Consider the following 19264-nt stretch of genomic DNA (forward strand, 5'->3'; position numbering starts at 1 on the left):
GTTCCCAGTCCGCTTTGGAATCCCTCTGCCCCGCACACACTGACCAGCCGTCACATGATGGGGCCGTCCGCCTTCGGAACGTGGGGCGCGTCGGAACTCGGGGTAGGCGGTGGCACGTCCAGATACTCGGAGATCTTCGAGACCCGTATCTGCGCGGCGATGAAGTGGTCGTCTTGCTTCGACGACTTCTCCGAGTAGTCGAGATGGTTGGAGATCTGAGCGCAGGCGTCGACCAGCACCTGGAGCTGCGCCTGCCAGCCCTCTTCGGCCTTGGCCAGTGCGTCGCCCATGTCGAACCCCTCGCTCTCCAGGCTCTTCGCGGCGGCATCGGTGTGTGACTGCGCATGCTTACCAGCGCTCGACAAGTGCTGGTGCAGCAGGAAAGCGGCATGCCCGATCTTCCCCATGTCGTCGTACCTGAGGATCAAATCCGCGCCACCAGGCGACGTTCCGCCGGGATCCGTAGACACGCTGTCCAGCCGCATCCGGGCCTTCGTCTTCAGTTCCGACCACTCCTGATCAAACGACATGCTGTCACACCCCGTTACATCATTGATCAGATAAGCCTACCCATGACAGTGCGCGCAGCCTTCAGCGGTGCCGCTACTAGTCCAGCGGGTTCGGCTTGATGTCCACCCGGTCGGTGTCGAACCCCCTACCCTTCCTCGTCGGCGGGCGCGGCTTGCCCTCGCGGGCCTTGTCTTTCAGAGCGGCCTTCAGCCGGCGTGAAGAATCGTTGGAAGAGCGGCAGGCGCGCGCCACCTCGATACGCAGGATGAACCGGTCGTCAGGGTCCGACAGATCGCGCCGGTTCGCCTCGCCGTGCAGGAGTACGCGCTTGTCGTCGGCTATCGAGAGAGGCTCTTCGAGATCCATGGGCTGCCGCATTATGAGCCCGGTATGACATCGATCATCATCGGAGCGGCAATCGGCGCCGTCTTCTTCAAGGAACGGTTCGGGGCGCCCCGGATCGCGGCGGCGGGGCTGCTGGTGGTGGGCATCGGGCTGATGCTGCACGCCGGATAGACGCCGCGGAACGGCCCGGTGGGCGGCCCCCGCGAGACTCCCCCGGCCTCCTGCGCAGGCCGCGCTCCCCACTCCCCTCGCGCCCCGCTCCTCCGCAGGCCGCGCCCCCAGCTCACTCCCCGAGTGCCGTCCGCACCGCCCTGACCAGTGCCTGCGCTCGCGGGTCGGCCGTCACGCTCTTGCGGAAGCCGTTCGTCACGTACCCGAAGGCGATTCCGGAGCCGGGGTCGGCGAAGCCGAGTGACCCGCCGCGGCCGGGGTGTCCGAAGGAGCCGTCGCCGAGCAGCGGGGACGCGCTGCCGTGCAGCATGTACCCGAGGCCGAAGCGGGTGTGCACGACCAGGACGCGGTCGGGTCCCGCGGACTGTTCGGCGCGGGCGAGCGCGACGCTCTCCGGCGTGAACAGCCGCACGCCGTCCACCTCCCCGATCAGCGACGCGTAGAAGCGGGCGAGGCCGTCCGCCGTCGCCACGCCGTTGGAGGCGGGCAGGACGGCGGCCCGGTAGGCGGGATCGTTCTCGTCCGGCTGCGGGGTGATCGCGCCGAAGGCGCGGCGGGTGAGCGACGAGGGGTCCGCGTACGCCTCGGCGACCGCCCGCTTCGGACGCAGCCGCAGGCCGCCGTCGGCCGCCGGGGCCTCGATCGGGGCGACCCGGCCCACCCGGCCCGCCTGCGCGTCCGGCAGCCCGACCCACAGGTCGAGTCCCAGCGGCCCGGCGATCTCCTCGGCGATCCAGGTGCCGATCGAGCGCCCGGTGACCCGGCGCACCAGCTCGCCCGTCAGCCAGCCGTACGTCTGCGCGTGGTACCCGTGGTCGCTCCCCGGCTCCCAGGCCGGCGTCTGCGCGGCCACGGCGGCGGCCGTCACGTCCGGGTCAGCCGCCTCGGCCGGGGTGAGCGGACGGTCGAGCACGGGCACCCCGGCCCGGTGCGCGAGCACGTGCCGGACCAGGGCGCGCTCTTTGCCGCGCGCCTTGAACTCGGGCCAGTAGTGGCCCACCGGGGCATCGAGGTCCAGCTCTCCACGCTGGGCGAGCAGCAGCAGGACTGCGGCGGCCACACCCTTGGTCGCGGAGCGCACGATCTGCGCGGTGCTGTGCTCCCAGGGCGCCGGGCCCGCCGTACCGCCGGTGACCGCACCGTCGGCCCCGTCGGACCCGCCGGTCGCCTCATCCGCGTTCTTCGCGCCGCCCCACAGGTCGACGACCTTGCGCCCGTCCCGGTACACGGCGACGGCCGCGCCCCGGTCCCCGAGTGTCTCGAAGTTGCGCAGGAACGCCGTCCTGACCGGCTCGAAGCCCTCGGCCACTGTGCCGTTCACGTCCACGTCCGCACTCCGTCCACTCGCCTGCGACAGTGGCTGCAACACTCGTGCGAAGGCGCGGATTCCTAGCCCAGCAGGATCGTGACCTCGATGTTGTTCCGGGTCGCGTTCGAGTACGGGCAGACCTCGTGGGCCTCGCCCACCAGCTTCGTCGCGAGTTCCCGCTCCACGACGGGGAGCGAGACGCTCAATGCGACCGCGAGACCGTATCCGCGCTGTTTGTTGGGCCCGATGCCGACCTTCGCGGCGACCGTCGATCCGGACAGGTCGTAGCCGGACCGGCGGCCCACCAGGACCAGCGCGTTGTGGAAGCAGGCGCTGTACCCGGCGGCGAAGAGCTGCTCGGGGTTGGTGCCGTTGCCGTCGCCGCCGAGTGCGGGCGGCATCGCGACCTTCAGCTCGATCTGGCCGTCCTGGCTCGTGACATAGCCGTCACGGCCGCCGTGCGCGGTCGCCTCGGCGACGTACATGATCTTCGTCGGACGAGTGTCGACGGCGGTGCCATCGATCATGGCGGACCTCCCCCAGGACGGAAACACAGGGACGCACAACTGCATCGCGCACAAGATACTGGTCGGTATGGAGTCCTGGACCACCAGGGGGAGCGACCGCGGGTAACCCCGCGGTCGCGGAACAGGGCAGGTCAGCGAGGCCGCCCGGCGGACTCGCCGGTTCGTCACACGCCCGTTCGGGGAGCGCCGGGTGTCACGGGGTGCCGATGGCCACGGAGCGCGGGTCGAACCCGAAGGGCAGTTCCAGCCGGTGGGTACGCATCAGCCCGTCGTCGGAGAGGAGTTCGCCGGTCTTGCCGTCGGCCGCGATCACCCCGTCGCTCAGGATCATCGCCCGGGGGCACAGTTCGAGCGCGTACGGCAGGTCGTGCGTGACCATGAGGACGGTGACGTCCAAGGACCGCAGGATGTCGGCGAGTTCACGGCGCGAGGCGGGGTCCAGGTTGGACGAGGGTTCGTCCAGGACCAGGATCTCCGGCTCCATCGCGAGCACGGTCGCCACCGCCACCCGGCGCCGCTGGCCGAACGAGAGATGGTGCGGGGGCCGGTCGGCGAAGGCGTCCATGCCGACCTGTTCCAGGGCCGTACGGACGCGTTCCTCCAGCGCGGCGCCCTTCATCCCGGCGGAGGCGGGACCGAAGGCGACGTCCTCGCGCACGGTCGGCATGAAGAGCTGGTCGTCCGGGTCCTGGAAGACGATGCCGACCTTGCGCCGGATCTCGGCCATGTGCCGCTTGTCCACCGGGAGTCCGGCCACCGTCACGGTCCCGGCGCCGCCGGTCAGGATGCCGTTGAGGTGCAGCACGAGGGTGGTCTTGCCGGCGCCGTTCGGGCCCAGCAGCGCGACGCGTTCGCCGCGGCCGACGGTGAAGTCCACGCCGAAAAGGGCCTGGTGTCCGTCGGGGTAGGCGAAAGCCAGTCCGGCCACTTCCAGCGAGGGTGAAAGCGAGGGTGAAGTGGTCACAGGGTCCATCCCAACAGGCAGACGAGCAGGGCGGCGGCGGGCAGGGCGAGAGCGTACGACCACTGCGCCCGTGACGCGGTCACCTCGTCGATGACCGGCATCGAACCGGCGTATCCCCGGCTCACCATGGCGAGATGCACACGCTCCCCCCGCTCGTAGGAGCGGATGAAGAGCGCGCCCGCGGACTTGGCGAGGACGCCCCAGTGCCGTACTCCGCTCGCCTCGAAGCCGCGCGACTCCCGGGCGATGCGCATGCGCCGCATCTCGTCCGTGATGACGTCGCCGTACCGGATCATGAACGACGCGATCTGCACGAGGAGGGGAGGCAGGCGCAACCGCTGGAGTCCCAGGAGCAGTTCGCGCAGTTCGGTGGTCGAGGCCAGCAGCACGGAGGCCGCCACGCCCAGCGTTCCCTTGGCGAGCACGTTCCAGGCGCCCCACAGGCCGTTGACGCTGAGGGACAGGCCGAGGAAGTCCACCCGCTCGCCCTCGGCGACGAACGGCATCAGCACCGCGAAGGCGACGAACGGTACCTCGATCAGCAGCCGTTTGAGCAGGAACCCGGCCGGCACCCTGGCCCGCCACGCGACCGTCGCGAGCAGCACGGCGTACAGCGCGAACGCCCACATCGCCTCGCGCGGGGTCGAGACGACCACGACCACGAAGGCGAAGGCCGCGGCGAGTTTGGTGTGCGGGGGCAGGGCGTGCACCGGTGAGTGCCCGTGCCGGTAGAGGCGGTGGGCATGACCCGCGCCCACCTCAGACGCCCTCGGGGAGGGAGGCGGGTGACGCGTCGGCCGTACGGCGCCTGCGCAGTGTCCAGAAAACGCCGGTGCCCGCGACGATCGTGACGCCGACGCCGATCACACCCGCGAGGCCGCCGGAGATGCGGGCGTCGGAGATGTCCTTGACGCCGTACCCGGCGAGCGGGGAGTCCTCGGTGTGGTGCTTCTTGGTGCGCTGGTCGATGCCCTGGTCCTTGGCGACCTTCTCCAGGCCGTCGGGGCTGGCGGAGGCGTAGAAGCTGACGAAGCCCGCGAGGACGAGGGAGGTGACGAGACCGGCGATCCACACCTTGCGGCGGGAGACCGGGGCGGCGGCGGGAAGGGCCGGCGCGGCCGCGTCGACCAGTTCGCCGCCCACCCGCAGCTTGAGCCGCTGTTGCAGACCGCGCGCGCCGTACACGAGGTCCGGCCGTACGGCGATGACCGCGCCGACCGTGAGGGCGGTGATCGCGGCCTCGCCGATGCCGATGAGGACGTGCACGCCGATCATCGCGGTGGCGACCTTGCCGATCGCGACGTCGGTGGTACCGCCGAGCGCGTAGATGAGGGTGAAGACGACGGCGGCGGCCGGGACGGAGAGCAGCGCGGACACGAAGGCGGCCGCGGTGACCGAGCGCCGTCTCCTCGGGAGCACCTTCAGCAGGCCGCGGAAGACGGCGTACGAGACGACGGTGGTGACGATCGCCATGTCGGTGATGTTCACGCCGAGCGCGGTGAGGCCGCCGTCGGCGAAGAGGATGCCCTGCATGAGCAGGACCACGGAGACACACAGGACCCCGGTGAAGGGGCCGACGAGTATCGCCGCCAGTGCGCCGCCGAGCAGATGTCCGCTGGTCCCGGCCGCGACCGGGAAGTTCAGCATCTGTACGGCGAAGATGAAGGCGGCGACCAGACCGGCCAGCGGCGCGGTCCTCTCGTCGAGTTCGCGGCGGGCGCCTCGCAGGCTCACCGCGACGGCGCCGGCGGCGACGAGTCCGGTGGCGGCGGAGACCGGGGCGTTGATGAATCCGTCAGGCACATGCACCGTTCGATGATAGTGCCTTGTTGCGAACGACTTGCAAGAGCGAGGCACTCATGAATAACCGAGAGGGTCGCCACACGCCTTGTCACGCGCCCCGCCGCGCGCCCCGTCACACGCCCCGCCGCGCGCCCTGTCACATGTCCCGCCGCGCGTTCCGCCGCACGTCCCGTCACGTGTCCCGTCACGTGTCCTGTCCCACAAGACCGTGTCGCGAGGGCCCCACAGGGGTACGCGGTTGTCCAAGAGCGGAATCCACGGAATGTGGGACATTGGAAAGGTGACGGATTCATAGATTCCGCACAGGTTACGCAGCGTAAGGAGTCGGTTCATGTCTGCCGTCGAACAGTACGCACGCGCCCATATCGTCACGGACACGGCCGACTCCCCCGAGGACGAAGGCAGAGCTGTTCCGGTGGCCTTCCACTACGACCCCGAGACCGACTCCCGTCAGGTGCGCATCACCCTGCCCGGCCCGCACGAGTGGGTCTTCCCGCGTGAGCTGCTGGAGCAGGGCCTCCGGGTCCCCGTCAGCAACGGCGACGTACGCGTCTGGCCCTGCGGCCGGGTGCAGGCGGTCATGGAGTTCCACTCGCCCAAAGGGGTGGCGGTCGTGCAGGTCGACTCGAAAGCCCTGATGCGCTTCCTGCGTCGTACCTACCTGGCCGCCACCCCGGTGGCTCACTGACGTCGGACGGTCAGACCCGCGCCAGCTCGCGGTCGTCGTCCTCGTTCCTCGGGCGTCCGTCGCCCATCTTGCGCAGCCCCTCGCCCTCGACGTCCACGTTCGGCAGGGCCCGGTCCAGCCACCTCGGCAGCCACCATGCCTTCTTGCCGAGCAGCGCCAGGACCGCCGGGACGAGCGCCATGCGGACGACGAACGCGTCGAAGAAGACGGCGATCGCGAGACCGAAGCCGATCATCTTGATCATCGACTCACTGGAACCGATGAAGCCGGAGAAGACGGCGATCATGATGACGGCCGCGGCCGTCACCACCCGCGCGCCGTGCTTGAAGCCGGTCACGATGGCCTGGCCGGGCTTCTCCCCGTGCACGTACGCCTCGCGCATCCGGGTCACGAGGAACACCTCGTAGTCCATCGCGAGGCCGAAGACGACACCCACCATGAAGATCGGCATCATCGACATGATCGGGCCGGTCTGCTCCACACCGATGAGGTTCGCCAGCCAGCCCCACTGGAAGACCGCGACGACCGCGCCGAGCGCCGCCATCACGCTCAGCAGGAAGCCGAGCGCCGCCTTCAGCGGGACCAGGATCGAGCGGAAGACCACGATCAGGAGCAGGAAGGCGAGACCGACCACCAGCGCCAGATACGGGACCAGCGCGTCGTTGAGCTTCTGCGAGAAGTCGATGTTCATCGCCGTGCTGCCGGTGACCAGCACCTGGGCGTCGGTGTCCGCCTTGATGTCGCCGCCCGCGTCACGGATGGTGTGCACCAGGTTCTCGGTCTTCACCGAGGACGGCTTCGAGTCCGCGATCACCGTGATCATCGCGGTGTCCCCGGGCTTGTTGTACGTCGCCGGAGTCACCGAGACGACGCCCTTGAGGTCCTTGACCGTGTCGGCCACCCGGGTGACCGCGCCCTTGGGGTCGTCACTCGCCTTGGCGTCCACGACCAGCATCAGGGGACCGTTGAAACCGGGACCGAACCCGTCGGACAGCAGGTCGTAGGCCCTGCGCTGGGTGGTCGAGGCGGGCTGCGAACCGTCGTCGGGCAGACCCAGTTCCAGCGAGGCCGCCGGCACCGCGGCGGCGCCCAGGCCGACCACACCGAGCAGCAGGACGGCGAGCGGACGACGGACGACGAAGCTCGCCCAGCGGGTGCCCATGTTGGGCCGGCTCGCGTTCTTCGCGGCACGGCCGCCACCCAGCAGCCTGCTCTTCTGGCCGGCCGGCTGGACCTTGCGGCCCGCGTAACCCAGCAGGGCCGGGATCATCGTGAGCGCGATCAGGACGGCGATGGCGACCGTGCCGGCCGCCGCGACGCCCATCTTCGTCAGCATCGGGATGTTCACGACCGACAGGCCGACGAGCGCGATCACGACCGTCAGGCCCGCGAAGACCACTGCCGAGCCCGCCGTGCCGACGGCCCGCCCGGCCGCCTCCTCGCGCTCGCGGCCCTCGGCGAGTTCGGCGCGGTAGCGGGAGACGATGAACAGCGCGTAGTCGATGCCGACCGCGAGGCCGATCATCATCGCGAGTGTGGAGGTGGTGGTGCCCAGGTCGAGCGCGCTGGCCAGGGCGGTGATGGTCGAGACGCCGATCCCGACGCCGATCAGCGCGGTCAGCAGCGGCAGTCCGGCGGCGATCAGCGAACCGAAGGTGATGACGAGGACGACCGCGGCGATCGCGATACCGATGACCTCGGTGGACCCGGTCTCCGGCGTGGCCTGGAGCGCGTCACCGCCCACCTCGACGGTCAGCCCGGCGTCCCGCGCCTGCTGCGCGGCCGCTTCCAGGGCGCCCTTCGAGGAGTCCTTCAGCTCCATGCCGGAGACCTTGTACTTCACCGACGCGTAGGCGATCGAACCGTTCTTGCTGACGGCCTTGGCCTTGAACGGGTCGGTGACGGAGGTGACCTCCGAGCCGTCCTCGAGCGCCTTGACGGTCTTCTCGACGGTCGCCTTGTTGGCCTTGTCCGCCATCTTCTCGCCGGTGGGCGCCTTGAAGACGACGCGCGCGGTCGCCCCGTCGGCACTCATGCCGGGGAAGCGCTGCTCCAGCAGGTCGAAGGCCTTCTGCGCCTCGGTGCCGGGTATGGAGAAGGAGCTGGCGCCGGCGGCCGGGGCGTTGGCCGCGCCGACTCCCGCCAGCGTCAACAGCGCCACCCAGATCAGGGCGACGAAGTGCCGTCGCCGGAAGGCGAGTCGGCCGAGTTTGTAGAGGAACGTGGCCACGAGGGCGTACTCCCGGTCAGGTCGTGGGGTGGCAGGGGCTGGTGAGGTCACCCGATGGGGGCAGGGGAGATCAGCCCGACGACGTGAGCGGTCGCGTCAGGTACGGATACGAGGGTTCGTCCCGGGGTGGTGCGGGATCAGGCGCCGAGTGCGGGGAGGATCACGGCATCCACGTACGAGGTGAGGAAGGCACGGGTCGGTGGCCGCTGGTCGATGACGCCGCGCACCGCGAAGGCACCGATCAGCATGTGCAGCACGTACTCCTGCGCGGGGTTGTCCGGTCGGATCTCACCCCGGGCGACGGCACGCTCCAGTACGCGGCGCAGCTCAACGGTCTCCGGTTCGATGATCAGTTCCCGGAAGGCCTTCAGAAGATCGGGGTTCCCGTGCAGTGCCGTGGCCAGACCCCGCATCAGCGCGGAGTTCTGCTCCATCCGGCAGTCGTCCTCACGCATCACCAACGCGTGGAAGTCGCCTGCCAGGGATCCCGTGTCGGCGTCGCCGGCGCTCGGCTTCTCGTGCCGCAGCGCCTTCACCACCAGCTCGGCCTTGCCGCCCCACTGACGGTAGAGGGTGGCCTTGCTGGACTTGGTGCGGGCGGCGACGGCGTCCATGGTCAGAGCGTCGTAGCCGACCTCCCTGAGCAGGTCGAGCACGGCCCGGTACAGCTCGGCCTCGCGCTCGGGCGTGATCCGACTGCGACGCACCGTTGCGGCTTCAGTCATCCCACTCACCATCTCCCGCTCAGAACGACTCGGTTCTGTACGTCATCGTTGTACGGCATCTTCTTCGTCGTCGTACGTGTTTCAAGATACCCCGGCCGTCAGCGAAACGAAACCGTTTCGTACGTGTGCTGGGTCACGCGCGCCCCGCGCCGGGCGTGTCCCCCGCACAAGTTGCCGGGGCCCTCCGAGGGGAAAAGCATGGGGAGGTGAGCGACGAGTACGAGAAGGCGACCGCGGACAAGGACACCACCGACCGCGCATCCGGTTACCTGCGCTTCCCGCACCTGAGCGGCGACCGGCTGTGCTTCGTGACCGAGGACGATCTGTGGGTGGCACCGCTGGACGGCCCGGGGCGGGCCTGGCGGCTCACCGTGGACCGCACCAAGGTCGGACACCCACGCTTCTCCCCCGACGGAAGAGACATCGCGTACACGAGCTGGCGCAGCTATGTGCCGGAGATCCATCTGGCACCGGTGGACGGCGGACCGGGCAGCCGCCTCACCTACTGGGGCAGCGCGGACACCCGGGTCTGCGGCTGGTCCCCCGACGGCGACATCCTCGCCGTCGCCTCGCACGGACAGCCCTTCTCCTATTTCACCTGGGCCCACAGCGTCCCGACCGACGGCGACCCCGGCGGCAACCTGCCCTGGGGGCCGGTGGCGGACATCGCGGTCGCCGACATCGACGGCGAACGAAGGACCCTGCTGCTCACCGGCACCCCGCCGCACGATCCCGCCGCCTGGAAGCGCTACCGGGGCGGCGCCATGGGCCGGCTCTGGCTGCACGGGCAGCGCCTGCTCGCCGGTATCGACGGCCACCTCGACTCCCCCATGTTCGTCGGCGGCCGGATCGCGTTCCTCTCCGACCACGAGGGCCTCGGCAACCTGTACTCGTGCGCGTACGACGGTTCCGACCTGCGCCGGCACACCGACCACGACGCGTTCTACGCACGCAACGCCTCCAGCGACGGCAGCCGGGTCGTGTACCAGTGCGCCGGGGATCTGTGGATCGTCGACGACCTGTCCCCCGACTCGCTCCCGCGCCGTCTCGACGTCCGCCTCGGCGGGCAGCGCGCGGGCCGGCGCCCCTACCAGGTGCCCGCGGCCCAGCACGTGGACGCCATCTCCGTGGACGAGACGGGGCGGGCAGGCGCCGTCGTCGTACGCGGCAGCCTGTACTGGCTCACCCACCGCGACGGGCCCGCCCGCACCATCGCCGACACCCCGGGGGTACGGGTCCGGCTCCCCGAGATGCTCGGTTCGGGCGGCCAGGTCGCCTATGTGACCGACGCGGACGGCGAGGACGCCGTCGAGATCGCCTATCTGCCGCGGGCCTCCGGCGCGCGCGAGCCGCGCCGGCTGGCCTCCGGCGAGCTGGGCCGCGTCCTGGAGCTGGTGGCGGACCCCCAGGGAGACCGGCTCGCGATCGCCTCGAACGACGGACGGCTGCTGCTTCTCGACGCGACGGAGGATGCGGGAGAACTAGCGGGGACAGCGGAGACAGCGGAGACAGAGACGCCGGAGGAGACAGAGGAGACAGAGGAGGCAGAAGGGGCGGAGGAGGAGGCAGAGGAGGTACAGGCGGCGGGGGCTGCGGAAGAGGTCGCGGAGACCGCGGAGGCCACCGAGGGCGGGGGCGCGGAGGAGACGGAGGAATCCCGCGGGACCGGCCGGGTGAAGAATGGGGGAGGCCAGGTCACGGAGCTGATCCAGTCCCTCAACGGACCGGTCCGGGATCTCGCCTTCTCCCCGGACGGGGCCTGGCTGACCTGGTCGCACCCGGGGGTCGGCCGCTCCCTGCGCCAGATCAAGATGGCGCGGATAAAGGACCGGCTCGTCGTCGACGTCACCAACGGGCGCTTCGAGGACGAGAACCCGGTCTTCACCAGGGACGGCCGCTATCTGGCCTTCCTCTCCTGGCGCGGCTTCGACCCGGTCTACGACGTCCACACCGGCGACCTCTCCTTCCCGCTGGGCTGCCGCCCGTACCTCGTCCCCCTGTCCTCCGCCACCCCTTCCCCCTTCGCCCTGAACCCCGACGGGCGGCCGGTCGCCGGAGGCCTGGACCCGGTCGAGGACGAGGGCGCCGACGGCGCGGTCAGTGTCGAACTGGAGGGACTGGAGAGCCGGGTCACCCCGTTCCCGGTCACCGCCTCCAAGTACTCGGCGCTCTACCCGGTCGCGGGCGGCGGGCTGGTCTGGCTGCGCTGGCCGATCTCGGGCGCGCTCGGCGAGACCTTCGCCAACCCCGACGACACCTCGGGGCGCCCGACCCTGGAGTACTTCAACATCAGCAAGGCGAAGAAGTCGGAACTCGTCGGCCACCTCGACTGGTTCGCGGTGAGCGGCGACGGCTCCCGGCTGGTCGTGGTCGACGAGGGCGAGCTGCGCGCCGTCCCCTCCACCGAGCCCGGCGACAGCGACTCGACGGTCTGGATCGACCTGCGCCGCATCCTCCACGAGGTGGACCCGCCCGCCGAGTGGCGCCAGGCCTATGACGAGGCGGGCCGCATCATCCGCGCCTACTTCTGGGAACCCCACATGTGCGGCATCGACTGGGACGCCGTACTCGCCCAGTACCGCCCGCTGGTCGAACGGGTCGCGTCCCCGGACGAGTTCGCGGACCTGCTGCGTGAGGTCCTCGGTGAACTGGGCACCTCGCACGCCTATGTCGCCGCCGCCCGCCGCAACGAGGGACCCGGGCACTACCAGCGCTGGCAGGGCCTGCTGGGCGCCAACTTCGTCCGGCGCGACGGCTGCTGGACCCTGAAGCGGATCCTGCCCGGCGACTCCTCCGACTCCAAGGCCCGCTCACCGTTGGCAGGCACCGGCATCCGCGAGGGTGCGGTGCTCACCCACATCGACGGCCGCCCGGTGGACCCGGTGACAGGCCCGTACCCGCTGCTCGCGGGCGCGGGCGGTACGACGGTGGAGCTCACGTTCGTCCCCCCGACGGGCGAGGGACCCTCGCGCCGGGTGGCGGTGGTGCCGCTGATCGACGAGCGGCCGCTGCGCTACCAGGACTGGGTGGCCAAACGCCGCGAGGTGGTGAGGGAGTTGAGCGGTGGCCGCTGCGGCTACCTCCACATCCCGGACATGGGCGGCTCGGGCTGGGCCCAGTTCAACCGTGATCTGCGTCTGGAGGTCTCGCGCCCGGCGCTCCTCGTCGACGTACGCGGCAACGCGGGCGGCCACATCAGCGAACTCGTCGTCGAGAAGCTGACGCGCACGATCCTGGGCTGGGACCTGACGCGCAACGCCCAGCCGGTGTCGTACGCCTCGAGCGCTCCGCGCGGCCCGGTGGTCGCCCTCGCCGACGAGGCGACCTCCTCCGACGGCGACATGATCACGGCCGCCTTCAAGCTGCTCGGGCTCGGTCCGGTGGTCGGCCAGCGCACCTGGGGCGGAGTCGTCGGCATGACCGGCCGGCACCAGCTCGGCGACGGCACGGTGATCACGGTCCCGATGAACGCGGCCTGGTTCGACGCGTACGGGTGGTCCGTCGAGAACCGGGGTGTCGCCCCGGACCTGGAGGTCCTGCGCACCCCGCTGGACTGGGCGGAGGGCCGTCACGCCGAGATGGACACCGCGATCCAACTGGCCCTCGATCTGCTGAGCACCCACTCGGCGGCCTCCCCGCCCGATCTCTCGGACGTACCGGACCGCACCCGCCCGAAGCTGCCGCCACGCACCCGCTGAGCACGCAGCCGAGTGGGGCGCCCCGAAGTCGGGGCGCCCCACTCAGACTTCAAGCGGACGTCCGACGTCAGGCGTCGTGGTCCTCGTCGAAGCGGTCCTGCGCCTCACGACGCACGCGCTCGTTCTCAGGGATGGAGCGGTCGCGCTCCTGCGCAGAACCCTGCGCCGAACGCTGGGCCGAGCCCTGGGCCGAGCCCTGGGCCGAGCCCTGCGCGGAACGCTGGCCCGCCGCCTGCGGCGAACGCTGGGCCGAGCCCTCCTGGGAGGCGCGGTGGCCCGTCCCCTGCGGGGAGTGCTGACCGGGCTGCTGCGGAGAACGCCGTCCCGGCTCGCTGATCTCCTGGTCCATCTTCTTCTTGCCCTGCTGCTTCATGTTCTCCGCCTTGTTCTGCATCTGGTCCTTCTTGCCCATGCTGTTTCACTCCCATGTGTGGGTGAGGGGATCGGGCTCGACCAGACTTACACGGGGACACTACGCACGCATTTCGATCAGTAACTCACAGTGATCCAGGCTGGATAACCCGTGGTCAGACGCCCTGCTCCCGTCTGTCGTCGGCTGCCCCACCGGCCCCTACGAGCCCCTTGCCGACACTTCCCAGCCGTGGTTCGAACCGCCGCATCTCCCGCTGCCCCACCGCCGCGATGACTCCGGGCAGGTAGCCGCGGACGCCCTGCATCCCACGCAGCCACCACTGCGCGTACACATGGCTCGACCGCCGCTCGATCCCCGCGACGACCCGGTCGACGGCCGGTCCGAGCGGGTAGGTCTTGTTGGACGGCCAGGGCAGCCGCTGCCGCAGCTCGCGCATCACGTCGTCCTGGTCGGCCCCGCGCACCATGTCGGTGTCGGTCCAGGACAGATATCCGACGCCGACCCGCACACCCTTGTGACCGACCTCGGCACGCAGGCTGTGCGCGTACGCCTCCACGCCCGACTTGGACGCGCAGTAGGCCGTCATCATGGGCGCCGGCGTGATCGCCGCGAGCGACGCGATCTGCAGCAAGTACCCCCGGCTTTCCATGAGTACGGGCAGGAACGCGCGGGCGGTGACGGCCGAACCGATGAGGTTGACCTCGATGACCCGGCGCCAGGCGAGGGGATCGGAGTCCACGAACGGACCGCCGTTGGCCACACCGGCGTTGGCGACGACGATGTCCACCTTCCCGAACCGTTCCTTCACCTCGCCCGCGACCCGGGCCATCGCCTCGTGGTCGGTGACGTCGGCGTACCAGTGGTCGCTCTCGCCGAGCAGCCGCTCCGAGACCTGCTTGAGCGCGTCCGGCTCCAGACCGACGAGCGCGACCTTGGCGCCCCGCGCGGACAGCTTGCGTGCGAGAAGTTCACCGACGCCCCGCGCGGCCCCCGTGACGACCGCGACCTGTCCCTCCAGGCTCACCCTGCTCATGCGCCCTCCTTGATCTGTGCGTAGTCGGCGACGAGTTCGCGTATGCGTGCGGTCACCACGTCCGGCGCCTCCACGGGTGTCATGTGTCCCAGTCCGGTCAGCTCGGTGAGGCCGACGCAGTTCGGCAGCGCCGCGACCAGGGCGCGCGCGTGCACCAGGGGCGTCAGCCGGTCCGCCGTCCCCGCCACCACGGCCGTCGGCACCGCCAACTCCCGCACCCCGTGGTCGAGGTCGAGCAGATCGAGCACCCGCGACCAGGCGTGCCGCACCGCGCGTGGACAGGCGTGCACGATCCGCGCACACGCCTCGACCATGCCCGGCGACGAACCGGGGCCCATGGTCGCGTACTTGAGGATCCTGCGGGCGGCCGGCGTGACGGGCCCGAGCGGTGCCCGCGACCCGAGGACCCGTTTGGTGACCCCGGTGCGCAGCCGCCCGGCGGGCAGCGGCAGCACGCGCGCCTCGGCCACCAGCCGCGAACTGCCCGTGCTGCACAGCAGAACCGCCGCCGCGTGCTCCCGGAAGCGCGGCCTCGCCGAGGCCGCCATCAGCGTCATCCCACCCATGGAATGCCCCACCAGCACGGCCTTCTCACCCGGCCCGAGGGTGGCCGCGAGCACGGCCTCCAGATCGTCGGCGAGCGCGTCCGTGCCGCACGCGTCGCTCGCGGGGCTGCGCCCGTGCCCGCGCTGGTCGTACGCGATCACCCGGTGGTCGGCGGCGAGGTCCCGTATCTGCGCCGCCCAGAAGGCGGTCGAGCAGGTCCACCCGTGCGCGAGGACGACAGTGGGCACGGCGGCGTCCACGGGTCCGTGCACCTCGACGTGCAGCCGGGCGCCGTCGGCGGAGACCGCGGTCAGTTCGCGCGCGGGGGCCGGCGGCGCGTAGGGGCCGCTCGTCACGTGCGTCAGTCGGCTCACGCCCCGGCCTCCACCTTCGCCGGGCTCCCCGGCTGCCCGCCCTGCCGTGCCCCCGGGGCCCGCAACACCTCGTACTCTCCCAGGTCCAGCCGGCGGGTGGCCGTGCGGAATTCGGTCGTCGTGCCCGGCCACACCGTCGTGTTGCGGCCCTGCGCGTCGAGGTACCAACTGGTGCAGCCGCCGGTGTTCCACACCGTGCGCTTCATGCGCTCCTGGACCTTCTGGTTCCAGTCCGCCACCGCGCCGGGCCGTGCGTCGAGGGCCACCCGCCCGCCGAGCACGCCCAACTGCCGTACGTAGTCGGCCATGTAGTTCAGCTGGGACTCGATCATCAGGATCATGCTGGAGTTCCCGAGACCCGTGTTGGGCCCGATGATCGTCATCCAGTTGGGGAACCCGGCCGCGGAGGCGCCGCGCAGGGCGCTCATCCCGCCCTTCCACGCCTCGGCGAGTGTCCTGCCCTCCGCGCCCACCACCCGGTCGGCGATCGGCATGTCCGTGACGTGGAATCCCGTACCGAAGATGATCGCGTCGACCTCGGCCGTGCTGCCGTCGGCCGCGACGAGGGTGGACCCCTCGATCCGGTCGAGCCCGGAGGCCACCACGTCCACGTTGGGCCGGGTGAGCGCGGGGTAGTAGGCGTTGGAGAGCAGGATCCGCTTGCAGCCGATCCGGTAGTCCGGCGTCAGCTTCGCGCGCAGCTCCGGGTCCTGGACGGCCCGCGCCATGTTGCGCTTGGCCAGCCGCTCGACCAGGCCCAGCTCGTCGGGCCGCTTGGTGAACGCCTGGACCTGCAGCTCCCGGATGCCCCACAGGAGTCCTCGGCGGGCCTGGGCGGTGAACGGGAGCATGCGGTGCAGCCCGCGTTCGAGGCCGCTGATGGCGCGGTCGACGCGGGGCATCACCCAGGGCGGGGTGCGCTGGAAGAGAGTGAGGCGCGCGACCTCGGGCTGGACGGCCGGCACGATCTGGATGGCCGAGGCACCGGTCCCGATCATCGCCACGCGCTTGCCGCGCAGGTCGTAGTCGTGGTCCCAGCGGGCCGAGTGGAAGACCTTGCCGGGGAAGGTGTCGATCCCCTGGATGTCCGGGATCTTGGGATCGGACAGCGGTCCGGTGGCGGACACGACGAAGTCGGCGCTGAGGGACCCGCTGCTGGTCTCGATGTCCCACCGCAGCTTCTCTCCGTCCCACGTCATCCGCTTCACCTCGGAGTCGAAGCGGAGGTGGGGGCGCAGTCCGAAGACGTCGGTGACGTGCTCGAGATAGGCCCGGATGTGCTCCTGCCCGGAGAAGGTGCGGGGCCAGTCGGGGTTCGGCGCGAACGAGAACGAGTACAGATGGGACGGTACGTCGCAGGCGCACCCGGGGTAGCTGTTGTCCCGCCAGGTGCCGCCCACGCCGCCGGCCCGTTCCAGGACGACGAAGTCGGTGACTCCTTCGCGGCGCAGCCGCACCGCCGCCCCCAGGCCTCCGAACCCGGACCCGACCACCGCCACGCGTACATGTTCGTGCTCGGTCATCCCGACGCCTCCCTAGCCGCACGACCCTGCCAGTGAACACTGGCGCAATGGGGAGCGTAGAGCAGCTCCGTACTGATGGGTAGGGGTCGCGACCGGGAAAGTTACCGGGGGTACGACGTAAGGTGCGCCTGTGGCGGAGAAGCGTGAGTACCGAATGGAGGAGCTGGCCGAGGAAGCCGGCATCACGGTGCGCACCCTGCGCTTCTACCGGGAGCGCAAGCTGATACCGCCGCCCCGCCGCGAGGGCCGGATCGCCTGGTACGACGACACGCACCTGGCCCGCCTGCGCACGATCTCGGCGCTGCTGGAACGCGGCCACACGCTCAGCGGCATCGCGGAACTGGCCGAGGCCTTCGACCACGGCCGCGACGTGGGCGAACTGCTCGGGCTCGGCGAGCCCACCGAGGAGACCCCGGTCCGCCTCTCCCCCGAGGAACTGGCCGACGTCTTCGCGGGCCAGGCGACCCCGGAGAACCTCGCCGCCGCCCTCGACCTCGGCTACCTCGGCACGGACGGCGGCGAGATCGTGCACATCAGCCGCCGTCTGCTCGACGTGTCGGCGGCCCTGGTCCGCGAGGGCATCCCGCTCGCCGACGTCCTCACCGCGGCCCGCGGCGTCCGCGACCACGCCGAGGCGCTCGCCACCCTCTTCACCACCCTCGTCCTCACCGAGAACCGCACGACGGACGACCTGACCCGCCTGCGCCCCCTGGCGAAGAGCGTGGTGGAGGCGGAACTGTCGATGGCGCTGGACCGCCGGCTCAGCCGCCGCCCGGGGGCTTGAGCGCCCGCCGCGCCGAGCCGCTCGGCTGCACTCCGGCCGGCGAACCGTCCGACCTCGCCATCCGACCTGACCCGACCCACGCGGGTCGGGTCAGGTCGGATCAGGTCAGGTCAGGTCACTTCTCGAAGACCACCGTGACGGGCGCGTGGTCCGACCACCGCTCCCCGTGAGTGGCGGCACGCTCCACGAACCCCTTGACCGCACGCCTCGCGAGCCCTCCGGTCGCTACGACCAGGTCGATCCTCCACCCGGCGTCGTTGTCGAAGGCCCGCCCCCGGTAGGACCACCACGAGTACGGTCCCTCCGTGTCCGGATGCAGGGCGCGCACGACGTCGACGTATCCGCCGTCGGCCGCGTCCAGGACCCGGCCCAGCCACTCGCGCTCCTCGGGCAGGAAGCCGGAGTTCTTCTTGTTCGCCCGCCAGTTCTTGAGGTCGGCCTCCTGGTGCGCGATGTTCCAGTCGCCGCAGACCACGACCTCGCGCCCGTCGGCGGCCGCCCGCTCGCGCAGGGCCTTCAGATGGGCGAGGAACTCACCCATGAACCGCATCTTCTCGTCCTGCCGCTCGGTGCCGACCTCCCCGGAGGGCAGGTAGAGGCTGGCGACGGTGACGCCCGGGAGGTCCACCTCGACGTACCGGCCGGCGGCGTCGAACTCCTCGGAGCCGAATCCGACCTGGACGCGGTCGGGCTCACGGCGGGTGTACAGGGAGACGCCGGCGCGGCCCTTGGCGGCGGCCGGAGCGTGCACGACGTGCCACCCTTCGGGCGCCCGCACCTCCTCGGGCAGTTGCCCGGGCTCGGCCCGCACCTCCTGGAGGCACAGGACGTCGGCGGAGGTCTCCGCGAGCCATTCCACGAAACCCTTCTTCGCGGCGGCCCGGAGTCCGTTCACATTCACAGAGGTGACAGTCAGCACCCGGGCACGATACTTAATCCGGTCCACTCCACGCATGCATACATGTACGATATTCGGCATGCATATCCGCCCGGTCTCTTTCGACCACCCCGACGCCGTCAAGCTCAACGACCAGGTGCAGGCCGAATACGCCGAGCGCTACGGGGACGAGGGCGATGTCACACCGCTGGACGCGGCGATGTTCCGGCCGCCGCTCGGCCTGTACCTGCTCGCGTACGACGAGCGGGACCGCCCGGTCGCGACGGGCGGCTGGCGCACCCAGGACGAGAACGACGAGGGGTACGCGGACGGCGACGCCGAGCTCAAGCGCATGTACGTCGTGCCGGAGGCCCGCGGTCTCGGCCTCGCCCGCCGCATCCTGGCCGCCCTGGAGGACGACGCCCGTGCGGCCGGCCGCACCCGTATGGTCCTGGAGACCGGCGCCAAGCAGCCCGAGGCGGTCGCCCTCTACACATCCAGCGGCTACGCGCCCTGCGTCAAGTTCGGCTACTACCGATTCCATGACTTGAGCATGTGCTTCGCCAAGCCGCTGTCCGCGTCCTGAGCCGGGCGCACCGAGTTCCACGCCGGAACATCCGGAACTTCCGGAACATGCAGAAACCCCGCCGGACGAATCCGGCGGGGTTCTGAATTGCGGTGGACCTGTGGGGATTTGAACCCCAGACCCCCTCGATGCGAACGAGGTGCGCTACCAGACTGCGCCACAGGCCCTTGCAACGAGTGAAACTCTAGCATCCCGATC

General features: G+C 70.6%; 18 protein-coding genes, 1 tRNA gene and 1 pseudogene. 5 read left to right on the forward strand and 15 right to left on the reverse strand.

Features of this window, described 5'->3' with window-relative positions; translation table 11 throughout:
• Positions 1-50 precede the first annotated feature (50 nt).
• Positions 51-530, reverse strand: a complete 480-nt coding sequence (locus tag HEP85_RS17400) for a hypothetical protein (protein ID WP_168528563.1) — start codon at positions 528-530, stop codon at positions 51-53.
• A gap of 76 nt (positions 531-606) precedes the next feature.
• Positions 607-876: a hypothetical protein gene (locus HEP85_RS17405; RefSeq protein WP_248001965.1), complete on the reverse strand. Its 270-nt coding sequence runs from the start codon at positions 874-876 to the stop codon at positions 607-609.
• A 27-nt stretch (positions 877-903) separates the two neighbouring features.
• On the opposite strand from HEP85_RS17405, the pseudogene HEP85_RS17410 reads away from it, so the two are divergent.
• Positions 904-1026: pseudogene (locus HEP85_RS17410) on the forward strand (EamA family transporter); the annotation flags it as partial.
• Between the two features lie 112 nt (positions 1027-1138).
• Here the strand turns inward: HEP85_RS17410 and HEP85_RS17415 are convergent.
• From HEP85_RS17415 to HEP85_RS17435, 5 genes are all read right to left on the reverse strand, one after another.
• Positions 1139-2353, reverse strand: a complete 1215-nt coding sequence (locus HEP85_RS17415) for a serine hydrolase domain-containing protein (protein WP_369657745.1) — start codon at positions 2351-2353, stop codon at positions 1139-1141.
• 62 nt (positions 2354-2415) lie between these two features.
• Positions 2416-2862, reverse strand: a complete 447-nt coding sequence (locus HEP85_RS17420) for an organic hydroperoxide resistance protein (RefSeq protein ID WP_168528564.1) — start codon at positions 2860-2862, stop codon at positions 2416-2418.
• Between the two features lie 193 nt (positions 2863-3055).
• Positions 3056-3835, reverse strand: coding sequence for an energy-coupling factor ABC transporter ATP-binding protein (locus HEP85_RS17425; protein ID WP_168528565.1), 780 nt, complete (start codon positions 3833-3835; stop codon positions 3056-3058).
• The gene (cbiQ, locus tag HEP85_RS17430) at positions 3823-4584 is read right to left on the reverse strand and encodes a cobalt ECF transporter T component CbiQ (RefSeq protein ID WP_168528566.1); all 762 of its coding nucleotides are present in this window, start codon (positions 4582-4584) and stop codon (positions 3823-3825) included. The genes HEP85_RS17425 and cbiQ overlap by 13 nt, the downstream gene beginning before the upstream one ends.
• A gap of 1 nt (position 4585) precedes the next feature.
• Positions 4586-5635 carry an energy-coupling factor ABC transporter permease gene (locus HEP85_RS17435; RefSeq protein ID WP_168528567.1) on the reverse strand — a complete coding sequence of 350 codons (1050 nt, stop codon included), beginning with the start codon at positions 5633-5635 and terminating at the stop codon, positions 4586-4588.
• Positions 5636-5960: 325 nt separating this feature from the next.
• Here HEP85_RS17435 and HEP85_RS17440 point away from each other — a divergent pair, with 325 nt between their 5' ends.
• Entirely contained in the window at positions 5961-6317 is a 357-nt protein-coding gene (locus tag HEP85_RS17440) for an SsgA family sporulation/cell division regulator (protein WP_168528568.1), read from the forward strand.
• 10 nt (positions 6318-6327) lie between these two features.
• Here HEP85_RS17440 and HEP85_RS17445 read toward each other — a convergent pair whose 3' ends face one another.
• Entirely contained in the window at positions 6328-8547 is a 2220-nt protein-coding gene (locus HEP85_RS17445) for an MMPL family transporter (protein WP_329288337.1), read from the reverse strand.
• Positions 8548-8684: 137 nt separating this feature from the next.
• Entirely contained in the window at positions 8685-9272 is a 588-nt protein-coding gene (locus HEP85_RS17450) for a TetR/AcrR family transcriptional regulator (protein WP_168528569.1), read from the reverse strand.
• A gap of 206 nt (positions 9273-9478) precedes the next feature.
• Here HEP85_RS17450 and HEP85_RS17455 point away from each other — a divergent pair, with 206 nt between their 5' ends.
• Positions 9479-12970 carry a S41 family peptidase gene (locus HEP85_RS17455; RefSeq protein ID WP_168528570.1) on the forward strand — a complete coding sequence of 1164 codons (3492 nt, stop codon included), beginning with the start codon at positions 9479-9481 and terminating at the stop codon, positions 12968-12970.
• A gap of 67 nt (positions 12971-13037) precedes the next feature.
• Here HEP85_RS17455 and HEP85_RS17460 read toward each other — a convergent pair whose 3' ends face one another.
• From HEP85_RS17460 to HEP85_RS17475, 4 genes are all read right to left on the reverse strand, one after another.
• A complete protein-coding gene (locus HEP85_RS17460) occupies positions 13038-13382 on the reverse strand; it encodes a hypothetical protein (protein ID WP_168528571.1) in 345 nt (114 codons plus the stop codon).
• A 115-nt stretch (positions 13383-13497) separates the two neighbouring features.
• Positions 13498-14376, reverse strand: a complete 879-nt coding sequence (locus HEP85_RS17465; RefSeq protein WP_168528572.1) for an SDR family oxidoreductase — start codon at positions 14374-14376, stop codon at positions 13498-13500.
• Positions 14373-15296, reverse strand: a complete 924-nt coding sequence (locus tag HEP85_RS17470; protein ID WP_329288346.1) for an alpha/beta hydrolase — start codon at positions 15294-15296, stop codon at positions 14373-14375. The genes HEP85_RS17465 and HEP85_RS17470 overlap by 4 nt, the downstream gene beginning before the upstream one ends.
• Positions 15293-16819, reverse strand: coding sequence for an NAD(P)/FAD-dependent oxidoreductase (locus HEP85_RS17475; protein ID WP_168528574.1), 1527 nt, complete (start codon positions 16817-16819; stop codon positions 15293-15295). The genes HEP85_RS17470 and HEP85_RS17475 overlap by 4 nt, the downstream gene beginning before the upstream one ends.
• A 154-nt stretch (positions 16820-16973) precedes the next feature.
• Between HEP85_RS17475 and HEP85_RS17480 the strand changes: the two genes are divergently transcribed.
• Positions 16974-17603 carry a MerR family transcriptional regulator gene (locus HEP85_RS17480; protein WP_168533722.1) on the forward strand — a complete coding sequence of 210 codons (630 nt, stop codon included), beginning with the start codon at positions 16974-16976 and terminating at the stop codon, positions 17601-17603.
• Positions 17604-17718: 115 nt separating this feature from the next.
• Here the strand turns inward: HEP85_RS17480 and HEP85_RS17485 are convergent, their stop codons facing one another.
• Positions 17719-18522 carry an exodeoxyribonuclease III gene (locus HEP85_RS17485; RefSeq protein ID WP_168528575.1) on the reverse strand — a complete coding sequence of 268 codons (804 nt, stop codon included), beginning with the start codon at positions 18520-18522 and terminating at the stop codon, positions 17719-17721.
• A 58-nt stretch (positions 18523-18580) separates the two neighbouring features.
• Between HEP85_RS17485 and HEP85_RS17490 the strand changes: the two genes are divergently transcribed.
• Positions 18581-19066, forward strand: a complete 486-nt coding sequence (locus HEP85_RS17490; RefSeq protein WP_168528576.1) for a GNAT family N-acetyltransferase — start codon at positions 18581-18583, stop codon at positions 19064-19066.
• Between the two features lie 93 nt (positions 19067-19159).
• Here HEP85_RS17490 and HEP85_RS17495 read toward each other — a convergent pair.
• Positions 19160-19233 (reverse strand) — tRNA-Ala (locus tag HEP85_RS17495).
• Between the last annotated feature and the right edge of the window lie 31 nt (positions 19234-19264).

It is taken from the genome of Streptomyces sp. RPA4-2 (genome assembly GCF_012273515.2).
In the GTDB taxonomy this organism is placed as follows: Bacteria; Actinomycetota; Actinomycetes; order Streptomycetales; family Streptomycetaceae; genus Streptomyces; species Streptomyces kaempferi.